The organism is Anaerotignum sp. (assembly GCF_030625865.1).
Classification (GTDB): domain Bacteria; phylum Bacillota; class Clostridia; order Lachnospirales; family Anaerotignaceae; genus Chakrabartyella.
Genome location: NZ_DAOUQB010000004.1, coordinates 73,930 through 87,016 on the forward strand (window position 1 = coordinate 73,930; position 13,087 = coordinate 87,016).

A 13,087-nucleotide genomic window follows, 5' to 3' on the forward strand; every position below is an offset into this window, starting at 1 on the left:
CCGAATTTTTTATTAATATTTTTAAAAATAAGATATTTATTCTTTATCCTCAAGTCGATCCATAAAAACCCAAAAATCCCCTTTCAAAAAGGGCAATTGCGCTTATTTTGCCAAAACAAATTCTTTTTCTTTAAAAAATTCAATAATCTCAGCCTTGTCACCATTCAGCTTGCCCTGTACCGATTCTTCTTTTCCGCCGCCTTTGCAGTCAAAGGATTTTTTCAGCTCCTCCACAATCTCACGAGCGTCTTTCTTTCGACTCACCAAAACAAACGCAAATCCTGCTTCCGTAGGTGTGAATACCATGGCACGTCCACAGGTTTTTTCTGCCGCCAAATCTGCCAGTGCCGTTAAGTCCTTTCCGCCCAGGCCATCTTCCATAATCAATACATTCTCTGTATTTTCAGGTAATCTTTGAATACGACCTAAAAAAGCCTCCCATTTCCATTTTTTCAATTCCTGTATATAAGTATCCTTTTCTTTTAAAAGTTTCTGCACTGCGGTTCCAATTTGCTCCTCCTGCACGGATAAGGCTCTACCCACTTCATTGGCGGCCTGATGAATCCTTTGGTAATAGTCTAAAGCTCTTTTACCACAAAGCAGTTCCAAGCGTGTTCCGCCCTTATAGTTCTGCGTGCCCACAATTTTTATCATACCAATTTCTCCCGCAAGCTTTACATGAGTTCCACAGCAAGCGCAGCAATCATATTCCCCCGCCGTAACAATACGGACTTCTCCTGTTAATTCAATTTTACTGCGATATTCCAGAGCCTCTAATTCTTTTTCATCTGGATAAAAAATAGAAATCGGCGTATTTTGCCAGATTGCTTGATTCGCCTGCTCCTCCAGCCAAGGTAAATCCTCCCCTGGAATCTGTGTATTAAAATCAATGGTAATTCGTGCTCGTCCCATATGAAAACCCACATTGTCACAACCATATTGTTTGCAAATTATTCCTGAAAAAATATGTTCACCCGAATGATTTTGCATGAGATCAAAGCGGTGCTCCCAATTAATTTCACCAACTACCTCCAGTCCCACTTCCAAAGGACCATCCCCATAATGAATAATCTCACCGTTTTTCTCATGCACATCAAGCACAGAAACCCCGCCAAGTGTTCCCTTATCCCCAGGTTGTCCGCCGCCCTCGGGATAAAATAAAGTTTGATCCAATATAATATGATAGCCTTCTTTCCTCTTTTCACAGGAACGTACACGGCCTTTGAATTCTGTATCGTATGCGTTTTTATAATATAATTTCTCTGTCATCTTTTCGCCTCCTGCAACACTTTCCCACAGTATATCACGCTTTCCACCTTATGGAAAGGTTGGGCTTACTCCATTTATTCGAAATCGCCCAAGTAAATTTTAATGATATTTCTCTTATACGTTACCTGTCGTTTTTTCAAAAGGAAGATGCCCTTACGTCCTTTTAGACTTCTTCCTAAAACAAAAACAGGTAATGTCCCCTTGAACAATACCTGCATTATTTTAAATCTATTTTTTTGCAATAAAACCCACCGCAACAGTGCCGGGCCCAGAATATGTTCCAACAACAGGCCCGATGTATCCATTATAACAATCAGAAATATCATAATCTTCAGCGAAACAATCTTTCACCATCTTCATATTTTCTTCTGCTGCACCATGGCAAAACATAAATGGATAATTCTCATCCACGCCATCCGCCATGGCAAGCTCTTTTAATATAGAAATCATTCTTTTTTTCCCTTTGGCTTTTGCCGTATTTAACACCAAACCATCCTGAATTGTCAAAATAGGATGTAAGTTTAGCATTGTGCCCACAATTGCCGCCGCACCGGATAAACGTCCGCCTTTTCTTATATATTTTAAGGTCTCAATGGCTGCATAAATTTTTGCTCTGCCTGATAACTCATTCATTTCTTGGTACAACTCTTCCACAGTTGCCCCTTCTTTGGCACGTTTCGCCGCAATCTCCACCAAAAGCCCCAGGGAGCAACAGGCACAGTTTGTATCTGCAATCCAAATCTTCTCACTTTCCAGAGAAGCCTTTGCAATATGGGCAGACTGTACAGTGCCGCTTAATTTACCGCTAATTAATACACAAAGAATGTCATCTCCTTTCTCTAAAGCCGCCTGAAAAGCTTCCTCAAAGGAATGGGGTGTGGGCTGTGCTGTTGTGGGAATTTCAGGGCTTGTTCTAAGATGTTGATAAAATTCTTCCGCTGTAAGGTTCTCACCATCAATGAAAGTTTCCTCTCCAAAATGCACCGTTAAAGGAACACATACAACGCCAATCTCCTTTAATCTATCATGGGATATATCACAAGTGCTGTCCGTAATAATCTGTACCATGTTATTCCTCCTTTTATAAAACGGCAAAAGCCAAAAAATTCAATTTCTGTTTACTTCATATTAATTATAATAGTTTTTAAAACCACGTCAACTGTTTTTAATAGAGAATTACTATTATTTTAGAATAAATTAAACTTTCTATCCATCCAATTATTTTTTATCTTAACATTTCAAAAAATAAAATAAAAAAGCCTTAATTCAATTATTTTAAGGCTTTTCATGCGTTGAAAATTCACTTACTCTACAACATTCTCTTCCTTTGGTGTTTGGTGCCAATTTCCTTTTAGTAATTTAATCCCGCCCAAAATCACAGCCGCAGCTAAAATAATACGTGTTACATTGTGGTTTAATCTCCAAGCCAAATTCCAAAAGAACCCGTCAAAAAAAGGGTTTAACATATTCATAAAAATTTGTGCCAGCATACAGAGTCCAAAAACAACCAAGACAACGGCAACGGCTTTTGCGTTTCTTTTCAAAAATTCATCTGCTTTGGTAAAGTCTACTTCTTCAAATCCGTAGTAATGATCTTCCTGTTTCAGAAACTCTTCCTCTGGCATATTTCGCAAATTGTGGGTATGAAAAAAGCTAAAAAACCACACCACAGGAAGAATTGCCCATAGAACCTCTAAATTTGCCCATTCTCCAAAAGTTCCAACCCCAAAAAATAAAATCATCAGGCTAATTCCCTGTTTGTAGAGCCCCATATACATCTCTCCTGCACCTGGTACTAGGGAGCACCAAAAAGTTAAAAATCCGTTTTTCTTATTTCTCATACTACTACCTCCAAATAATAATCATATGATTTCTTTTGTTAGTATTAGTATATCTGATTCTTCTTGGGAATTTTTTCACTATTTATTAAGATTTTATAAATGTTACAATTGAAAAAAGCACCTGCATTCATATGCAAGCACTTTAATTTTAATTAAAATATTTTTCTATCACTGACCAAAGTTCATCCACACCGGTTTTTTTCTCCCCCGAAAAGGGAATCAAAACGTCCTCAGAACCAAGCCCTAAGGTCTTGCGAATGACGGATAAATGCTTTGGAACTTGGCTTCGATTCAGTTTGTCTGACTTTGTTGCAGCGATTATAATATCGTAACCATAATGCTTTAGCCATTCATACATTAAAACATCATTTTTTCCAGGTTCATGGCGAATATCAATCAGAAGAATAATGGCTCTTAGTTCTTCCCTCTTTTCCAAGTATTCTTCTATCATTTGACCCCATTTTGCAATTTCTGTTTTCGGTGCCTTGGCATATCCATATCCGGGCAAATCCACAACATACATTAGCCCGTTTACGTCATAAAAATTAATTGTTCTTGTTTTTCCGGGGTTGGAGCTGGTTCTTGCCAGCGCCTTGCGCCCTAAAATAGCATTAATCAACGTGGATTTCCCCACATTTGACTTGCCTGCAAAAGCAATCTCAACCCTTCCATCCACTGGATAATGGGAAAAATTTGTTCCAATTGCCGCTAACGAAGTATTCTTTACTTCCATAGGTCTCCTCCCTTCACCAATGCAACCTTAAGTACATCTTCCATGGTTTTTGCCAATACAAAATCAATTCCTTCTTTTATTTCATCGCTAATTTCCTGCAAATCCTTTTCGTTCTCCTCAGGCAGGATCACCGTTTTAATACCAACTTTTTTGGCAGCAAGAACCTTTTCCTGTAGTCCCCCAATAGGAAGAACTCTGCCACGAATGGTAACCTCCCCTGTCATAGCCACATCATGATGCACTTCTTTCTCCGCCAAAGCTGAAATAATTGCAGTAGCCATGGTAATCCCTGCGGAAGGTCCATCTTTCGGTGTTGCTCCTTCAGGGATATGTATATGAATATCTTTCTGCTGATAAAAATCCGGGGAAAGTCCCAGTGATTTTGCCTGGGCGCGAATATAGCTGATTGCCGCTTCCGCGGATTCCGTCATTACCTTTCCCACATTTCCTGTAAGCTTAAATTTCCCGGTCCCCTCCATAACGTTTACTTCTATAGATAGGGTGGTGCCTCCTGCGGCTGTCCATGCTAAGCCACGAACAATACCAACCTGCGGTTTATTGTAAATAGAATCTTTTCCGTACTTTCTTTTTCCCAAAATACTTTCTAAATTCTTTGCAGAGACAGTTACATTTTTTTTCTCACCGCTTAATATCAATCTTATCGTCTTTCTGCAAACTTCTCCGATTACTCTCTCCAGCTGTCTTACTCCGGCTTCTCTTGTATACCCGTCAATCATCCCTTCAATGGCATCGTCACGAAACTTTATCTGCGCTGCTGATAAACCGTTTCTCTGCCGCTGCTTACGCACAAAATGTTCTTTTGCAATATGCAGTTTTTCCTGTGTTGTATAACTTCCCAGAGAAATCACCTCCATTCTGTCTAAAAGAGGTTTGGGTATGGTGTCTAAATTGTTGGCCGTACACATAAAGAGAACCTTGGAAAGATCATATGTTAACTCAATAAAATGGTCACGGAAGGTACTATTCTGTTCGCCATCTAAAACTTCAAGCAAAGCCGCCGCCGGATCTCCGTTGTAAGAAACTCCCAGTTTATCTATTTCATCCAAGAGCATTAAAGGGTTTACAGTCCCCGCCTGCTTCATGGCATTGATAATCCGCCCGGGCATGGCACCGATATAAGTTCTTCTATGTCCTCTGATTTCCGCTTCGTCCTTAATTCCACCTAAAGACATTCTGATATACTTTCGGTTTAATGCTTTTGCAACAGAATGGGCAATGGATGTTTTGCCAACCCCAGGAGGTCCAACCAAGCAAAGAATCGTAGGTCTTTCCTCTGGAACCATCTTTCGCACTGCCAAATACTCCAAAATACGTTCCTTTACTTTTTTTAACCCATAATGCTCTTCATCCAAAATCTTTTCAGCCTTTGCCAGATCAAAACTCTCTTGCGTCATTTCGCTCCAAGGCAAACTCAGTAAGGTTTCAATGTAACTTCTGGAAACGTTGGATTCCGGAGAGGTAACGGGAATTCTCAACATACGAGCAATCTCTTTTTCCACCGCCAAGCATACCGCATCGGGAGGATTTTTTTCTTCCAATTGCTTACGATATTTTTCCGCATCAGCGCCTATGCCATCCTTGTCCCCCAGTTCCTCTTGGATCACCTTCAATTCTTCTCTGAGGTAGTAATCTCTTTGGTTCTGTTCAATGCGGGCTTTGGTTTTGCCTTCAATTTCTTTTTTAATATTTAGTATTTGTTTTTCGCTTTGTAAAACTTCCAGTACTGCCTCCAAGCGTTCAAATGGATTCAGTATTTCCAGAATTTTCTGCTTACGATCGTAGGAAATCTCCAACCCCGACGCAATAAGATCCGCCAATTTTCCCGGCTTCGATGCAGCCTTCACACTGCTTAAAAGATCAGATGCGGTGCTGTTGGGAACATATTTAATGTACTCCTCATAGCGCTCTGTTACCACGCGCATATATGCTTTCAAATAATCATCCGGCTCATCCAGAAAATCTTGTTCCAATGAAGTGATCTTTGCAAAGTCAGTGGAAGTTTTAATCCATATCTCGTCTAATCTTCCGCGTTCCTGTCCCTCTACAATAACGTGAGTTACATTCCCGGGAAGCTTTAATACTTGCTTAATTGTACATAAAGTACCAATTTCATATAAATCATTCTGCTTGGGATCTGATGTTCCAGGGTCAATCTGCGTCACCAAAAACACCTTGCCGCCACTGTTTTCTGCCGCCGCAACAGCCTCTAGCGATCTCTGTCTGCTAACAGGAAAACTAATTGCCATACTGGGGAAAACCGTCAGTCCCCTTAGCGCAATCATAGGTACTTTGACCGTCTGCTTTTTCTCCATTCTTCCACCTCTGTTTTCTATATTTAATCAAGGATATCATATCTAAGCCCATAAGCAGAGAACTGCAAAAAGAATACTAACCCTTCAAAATTTATCAATTTATCTCCAATACCATAAAAATATCACCATGATTTTCTTATATATGGATTGACGCCCTATTTCCTTTGAAAGTTGGGTTTGTTTTATATTCTTCAACAAAAAAATAGTCGCTAAAATTCCTAGTTCTCCGCTAAAACTTTACATATTATACCCTAAAATCTACTTTCGGTCAAATAACCAAGTTACATTCCTAATTCCTACCACAGCTCACTTTTTTGTGCTGTCAAAATGCCCTCTTCATCTACAACTACGCTGTTTTCATCCTTTCGAAAAACTTGCTCCAAAAGCTCATGAACATTTTCTAAAGGCTTGACAGAAAGTCCTAAGCTTCCGTAAGCCTCCCGCCAATTCTCCTTGGGAATGAACGCACACTTAACACCGGCATCCTCAGCAGCTGCCAGCTTATCAGCAACTCCCCCAACAGGCAAAACCTGCCCCAAAAGTCCAATTTCACCCGTTAACGCAACTTCGCCATCCACTGCCGTACCAGTAAACGCGGAATATACTGCCAAAAACATTGCAACGCCCGCCGATGGCCCATCTACTGGTGTTCCACCTGGAAAATTAATATGCACCTGGTACATATCCTTTATAAATCCATATTTCTCCATTACTGTCAGCACATTTTCCGCTGAACTTCGGGCATTGCTTTTTCGTCTGCTAGAACGTTGTTTCCCCCGAATTTCCTCTTCTTCCACAATTCCTGTTACCGTTAAAAGACCTTTTTCGGACTTCTGTACGGTTGCCTCTATTGCAAGCAAAGTGCCATTTCCTCCACTTTGAACAGCCATGCCGTTTACCACACCTATTTGAGCCTTCTTATTTACTTTTTTACGCAAAATCGGTTGATACCTCCCTGTTTCAGCTACCCAATCTAAATCAGCAAAAGTAATTTTCCTATTTCCTTCCATCACAGCCAAGGATGTTAGAGACTGTACAATATTTACTGTATCTCTACCACCATGGGCATAGCAAGCAATTCTTTCGCAAAGTCCTTCCTCATAGGGCATACCTCCACGGTTTAAACTATTTCTGGCAATTTGCTCTACCGATTTTTTATCCAATCCTTCGAAAAATATTTCGGTACAGCGAGATCTAAGGGCAGGCGGAATGTCAGAGGGATTCCTTGTTGTTGCACCGATTAATCGAAAATCAGCAGGAATTCCTTTTTGAAAAATTTCATGAACATAGGGAGGAATATTTTTGTTTTCACGGCTGTAATAACTGCTTTGAAAACGGGCTATTCGATCTTCCAGTACCTTCAAAAGTTTATTCATCTGAACGGGATGCAGTTCTCCAATTTCGTCAATAAATAAAACACCCCCATGGGCATCACATATTGCACCAGGTCGGGGCTGTGGCACCCCCAGTTGTCCCAAAGCACCAGACCCCTGATATATGGGATCATGTACAGACCCCATAAGTGGATCTGCAATATTCCTTTCATCAAATTGAAGGGTCGTTGCATCTATTTCCACAAATTTCGCCGTTTCCCCAAAAGGACTGTCCTCTTTTTTCCTTGCCTCTTCCAAAATCAAACGAGCAGCCGCAGTTTTTCCAACCCCCGGAGGTCCATAAATTAGAATATGCTGGGGGTTGGGTCCGCATAATGCTGCCCTTAAAGCTTTAATCGCTTTTTCCTGCCCAATAATCTCTGCTAAGTCCTTGGGACGCGTTTGTTCGGATAGAGGTTCAGTCAACATACGTCGCCTCATAGCCTCCAGTTCATGCATTTGTTTTGAATTTTCATCCGGAGAGTAACTCCCCCCCGATCGTTTTTTTTTGCTTTTTGTAAAAAAATAGTAAGCACCCAATGCAAAAAATAGTATTTGCACTATGGTCAATACGCTCCATCCGTTCACAAGATCCTCTCCCTTTTTCTTTTTATTGGTAATAGTATCTCGAAAAAAATGGAATCTATCCATTGCAGCAAAAACTATTTATTTTTCGTAAAAACTCCCTAAAGCTTTTAAATAGGTTAAGGATTTCCTTTTGTTCTTATTTCAATAAATAACACCTTTGATATAGATTTACTTTGCGTATAAATTAAATAAAAAAACACCCCCAATATTATTGTCTAATATTGGGGGTGCATTATAGAAAATATTTCTATAAATTACTCAGTGATTTCGATAACGGAGCCAGCACCAACAGTTCTGCCACCTTCACGAATAGCGAAACGAAGACCCTGAGCCATAGCAACAGGTGTAATCAATTCGATTCCCATTTCTACGTTGTCGCCAGGCATACACATTTCTGTGCCTTCAGGTAAGGAGATAACGCCTGTAACGTCAGTTGTTCTGAAGTAGAACTGAGGTCTGTAGTTGTTGAAGAAAGGAGTATGACGGCCACCTTCTTCTTTGCTCAATACATAAACCTGAGCTTTAAATTTTGTATGAGGTGTAATGGAACCGGGTTTAGCCAATACCTGTCCTCTTTCGATTTCACTTCTCTGAACACCACGAAGAAGAACACCGATGTTATCGCCAGCTTCAGCCTGATCCAAAAGTTTACGGAACATTTCAACGCCAGTAACAACAACTTTTCTGGTTTCATCTGACAAACCAACGATTTCAACTTCATCCTGAACTTTAACAATACCGCTTTCAACTCTACCAGTTGCAACAGTACCACGACCTGTAATGGAGAATACATCTTCTACAGGCATCAAGAAAGGCTTGTCTATATCACGCTTAGGATCGGGAATATAAGCTTCGATTTCATTGTAAAGTTCAACGATCTTGTCACCCCAAACACCGCTAGGATCCTGAAGAGCCTGCAATGCAGAACCTCTGATAATAGGGATATCATCGCCAGGGAATTCATACTCGGAAAGGAGATCTCTGATTTCCATTTCAACCAAGTCAAGAAGTTCTTCGTCATCAACCATGTCGCACTTGTTCATAAATACAACAATATAAGGAACGCCTACCTGACGGGAAAGCAAAATGTGCTCTCTTGTCTGAGCCATAGGGCCGTCAGTTGCAGCAACAACCAAAATTGCACCGTCCATCTGAGCAGCACCTGTGATCATATTCTTTACATAGTCAGCATGTCCTGGGCAGTCAACGTGAGCGTAGTGTCTAACAGGTGTTTCATATTCAACGTGAGCTGTAGAGATTGTGATACCACGTTCTCTTTCTTCTGGAGCTTTATCAATGTTTTCAAAAGCAACTTCTTCGCCCAATTGGTATCTCTGATACAATGTCTTTGTAATTGCTGCTGTAAGAGTTGTTTTACCATGGTCAACATGACCGATCGTACCGATATTTACATGAGGTTTGGTTCTTTCAAATTTTTGCTTTGCCATTTTAAATTATCCTCCTTTAATTTTGTTGGAAATCTATTGAATTTAGTACATTTGCAGGAATGTACCTATCGATTTCAATTATATTAGACTTCCTTTCTTTTTGCAATACCAAATATCCATTCCATGTCTATTTTGGCATTTTTTCTGAGAAATAAAATCCTTTATCCTATTGGGATAAATCTATTATTTTTTACCTTCCAAAACCTTTTCCTGAACGGATTTAGGGCAAGGTTCATAATGGTCTACTTCCATTACATAGTTACCACGACCCTGTGTTTTGGAGCGAAGGTCTGTGGAGTAACCGAACATTTCAGCCAAAGGCACGAAGGAATGAATGATCTGTGCGTTAGATCTAGCTTCCATACCTTCAATACGACCACGACGAGAGTTAATATCACCGATAACGTCGCCCATATAGTCCTCGGGTACAGTTACTGTAACCTTCATGATAGGCTCCAGAAGAACTGCGTCACCTTTTCTCATCGCTTCCTTGAAAGCCATGGAACCTGCTACCTGATAAGCCGTTTCAGAGGAGTCAACGTCATGGTAGGAACCATCGTAAACTTCAGCCTTAACACCCAATACAGGATAGCCGCCCAAAATACCAGATTGCATTGCTTGCTGAATACCTTTATCAATAGCGGGGATGTATTCCTTAGGAATAGAACCACCCACTGTTGCATTTACAAACTCATAATTGTTTTCTGCGTCTGTACCAATAGGATAGAAACGAACCTTACAGTGACCATACTGACCACGACCACCAGACTGACGTACGAATTTACCTTCAACGTCAACCGCCTTGCGGAAGGTTTCTTTGTAGGATACCTGAGGAGCACCAACGTTTGCCTCAACCTTGAATTCTCTCAAGAGACGGTCAACGATGATTTCCAAGTGGAGCTCACCCATACCTGCAATGATTGTCTGTCCTGTATCAGGGTTTGTATATGTCTTAAATGTGGGATCTTCTTCAGCCAATTTCGCCAATGCAATACCCATTTTATCTCTGCCTGCTTTTGTTTTAGGTTCAATGGCAACTTCAATAACGGGTTCGGGAAATACCATGGATTCCAAAATAACTTCGTTATCTTCATGACAAATTGTATCGCCTGTTGTTGTCAGCTTAAAGCCAACAGCTGCCGCAATATCACCAGAATAAACCTTTTCGATTTCTTCTCTATGGTTAGCATGCATCTGCAGGATACGACCAACACGTTCTTTTTTGCCCTTTGTAGAGTTGTAAACATATGTGCCGGAATCCAACGTACCGGAGTACACACGGAAGAATGCCAGCTTACCTACGAAGGGGTCATTCATGATCTTAAATGCCAATGCGGAGAAAGGTTCTTCGTCGGAAGAATGTCTTTCAACTTCTTCGCCTGTGTCAGGGTCAATACCCTTGATTGAAGCAATGTCAGTGGGCGCTGGCATATAATCAATAACGCCATCCAGAAGCTTCTGAACGCCTTTATTTCTGTATGCAGAACCACACATAACGGGCACCAACTGACAAGCAATACAAGCCTTACGCAGTGCAACCTTGAGTTCTTCTTCGGAGATTTCTTCCTCAGCAAAGAACTTTTCCATCAACTCTTCATCTGTTTCGCAGATGGTTTCAACCATAATTGTTCTATACTCTTCTGCCAATTCTGTGTAATCAGCAGGGATTTCCTCTTCATCTACTTCTGTACCTGTTGCATTTTCATAGAAGTAGGCTTTCATCTTCATCAGATCAATGATGCCTTTGAAATCGTTCTCTGCACCAATAGGCAGAGTAACAGCTACTGGATGGCAACCCAGTCTGTCTACGATAGACTTCATAGAACCCAAGAAATCAGCACCCATGATGTCCATTTTATTAACGAAAATCATACGAGGTACCATGTAGTTATCAGCCTGTCTCCAAACTGTTTCTGTCTGAGGTTCAACGCCGCCCTTTGCATCCAGAACACAAACAGCACCATCTAATACACGCAGGGAACGTTCTACTTCTACTGTAAAGTCAACGTGTCCAGGTGTATCAATAATGTTGATTCTGTTTTCATTCCAATGACAAGTTGTTGCAGCGGAGGTAATTGTAATACCTCTTTCCTGTTCCTGCTCCATCCAGTCCATGGTTGCAGTACCTTCGTGGGTATCGCCGATTTTGTAGTTACGGCCGGTATAGAACAGAATACGCTCTGTAAGAGTGGTCTTACCAGCGTCAATATGTGCCATGATACCAATATTTCTGGTTCTAGCAAGCGGGTATTCTCTGTTTGCCACGCTTAGTCCTCCTTTTTGCTTTCATAATGGGATAATTGGAAAGACCCATTACAAGTCTTTCCAAAAATACACATTTCCATTCTAACTTATTACCACTTGAAATGGGAGAAAGCCTTGTTTGCTTCTGCCATTTTGTGTGTTTCGTCTTTCTTCTTGCAAGCACCACCGGCATTGCTTAAAGCATCAACAATTTCAAATGCCAGACGGTCAACCATAGTCTTTTCGCCACGTTTTCTTGAATAAATTGTTAACCAACGAAGTCCCAATGTCTGACGTCTTTCAGGTCTAATTTCCATAGGAACCTGATAAGTTGCACCACCAACACGGCGCGCTTTTACTTCCAACACAGGCATGATATTGCCCAATGCTTCTTCAAAAGCCTCCAAAGGCTCTTTACCTGTCTTTTCCGCTACTTTGTCGAATGCACCATAAACGATTTTTTCAGCAACGCCTTTTTTACCATCCAACATAATGCTGTTGATCAGCTTTGTTACAAGCTTGCTATTGTAAACGGGGTCTGCTAAAACCTCTCTTTTCGCAACATGTCCTTTTCTTGGCACGATTCTTCCCTCCTTAATGAATAATGATATTCTCGGTACTTCACGAGCCTTATACTCGTGTTTTCATGCCTTACCACTCAACGTATATCTCGTCTAAGCAATCGCAGATTGTATTGATCTGTATAAGGCATTTCTTCTTATTTTATTACTTCTTTGCTGCTTTAGGGCGTTTCGCGCCATATTTGGATCTAGCCTGCATTCTCTTTGCAACGCCTGCTGTATCCAAAGTACCTCTAACGATGTGGTAACGCACACCGGGAAGGTCTTTTACTCTACCACCTCTGATCAGAACAACGCTATGTTCCTGCAGATTGTGGCCTTCACCGGGGATATAAGCTGTTACTTCAATACCGTTGGAAAGACGAACTCTGGCGATCTTTCTGAGCGCGGAGTTAGGCTTCTTAGGTGTGGAAGTCTTAACTGCTGTACATACACCACGTTTCTGAGGAGAAGAAACATCTGTCGCTTTCTTCTGCAGAGAGTTTAAGCCTTTCTGCAAAGCGGGTGCTGTTGATTTTTTCTCGATAGTCTGTCTGCCTTTTCTTACTAACTGATTAAACGTAGGCATTAATTGCACCTCCTTATAATAATAATACTTTCTGCTCTTGCAATATTTTAGCCTTTATTGGTGTGTAATTCGGGCGTGCTTAGAAAAGCCCATAATTACAGACACTAGA

At 40.9% G+C, this 13,087-nt stretch carries 10 protein-coding genes; all 10 read right to left on the minus strand.

The genetic code is table 11. The features are described 5' to 3' along the window. Positions 1 to 102 precede the first annotated feature (102 nt). The 10 genes from P9Q65_RS02370 to rpsL all read right to left on the minus strand — a co-directional run bounded on the left by P9Q65_RS02370 (position 103) and on the right by rpsL (position 12,978). The gene (locus P9Q65_RS02370; protein WP_304507517.1) at positions 103 to 1,269 is read right to left on the minus strand and encodes an alanyl-tRNA editing protein; all 1,167 of its coding nucleotides are present in this window, start codon (positions 1,267 to 1,269) and stop codon (positions 103 to 105) included. A gap of 228 nt (positions 1,270 to 1,497) precedes the next feature. Then, complete coding sequence (locus P9Q65_RS02375) at positions 1,498 to 2,337, minus strand: DegV family protein (protein ID WP_304507518.1); 840 nt, start codon at positions 2,335 to 2,337, stop codon at positions 1,498 to 1,500. A 236-nt stretch (positions 2,338 to 2,573) separates the two neighbouring features. Further along, positions 2,574 to 3,110, minus strand: coding sequence for a hypothetical protein (locus P9Q65_RS02380; RefSeq protein ID WP_304507520.1), 537 nt, complete (start codon positions 3,108 to 3,110; stop codon positions 2,574 to 2,576). Between the two features lie 148 nt (positions 3,111 to 3,258). After that, a complete protein-coding gene (gene yihA, locus P9Q65_RS02385; protein WP_304507521.1) occupies positions 3,259 to 3,843 on the minus strand; it encodes a ribosome biogenesis GTP-binding protein YihA/YsxC in 585 nt (194 codons plus the stop codon). After that, positions 3,834 to 6,176, minus strand: a complete 2,343-nt coding sequence (gene lon, locus P9Q65_RS02390) for an endopeptidase La (protein WP_304507522.1) — start codon at positions 6,174 to 6,176, stop codon at positions 3,834 to 3,836. The genes yihA and lon overlap by 10 nt, the downstream gene beginning before the upstream one ends. 296 nt (positions 6,177 to 6,472) lie before the next feature. After that, a complete protein-coding gene (locus tag P9Q65_RS02395) occupies positions 6,473 to 8,137 on the minus strand; it encodes a S16 family serine protease (protein ID WP_304507524.1) in 1,665 nt (554 codons plus the stop codon). A 254-nt stretch (positions 8,138 to 8,391) separates the two neighbouring features. Beyond that, positions 8,392 to 9,585 (minus strand): elongation factor Tu, encoded by a 1,194-nt coding sequence (gene tuf, locus P9Q65_RS02400; RefSeq protein ID WP_304507526.1) that lies wholly within the window; start codon positions 9,583 to 9,585, stop codon positions 8,392 to 8,394. Between the two features lie 183 nt (positions 9,586 to 9,768). Further along, on the minus strand, positions 9,769 to 11,850 hold the full coding sequence (gene fusA, locus P9Q65_RS02405; RefSeq protein WP_304507528.1) for an elongation factor G: 2,082 nt from the start codon (positions 11,848 to 11,850) through the stop codon (positions 9,769 to 9,771). 89 nt (positions 11,851 to 11,939) lie between these two features. Continuing rightward, on the minus strand, positions 11,940 to 12,410 hold the full coding sequence (rpsG, locus tag P9Q65_RS02410) for a 30S ribosomal protein S7 (RefSeq protein ID WP_304507530.1): 471 nt from the start codon (positions 12,408 to 12,410) through the stop codon (positions 11,940 to 11,942). Positions 12,411 to 12,555: 145 nt separating this feature from the next. Then, the gene (gene rpsL / locus P9Q65_RS02415) at positions 12,556 to 12,978 is read right to left on the minus strand and encodes a 30S ribosomal protein S12 (RefSeq protein ID WP_304507532.1); all 423 of its coding nucleotides are present in this window, start codon (positions 12,976 to 12,978) and stop codon (positions 12,556 to 12,558) included. Between the last annotated feature and the right edge of the window lie 109 nt (positions 12,979 to 13,087).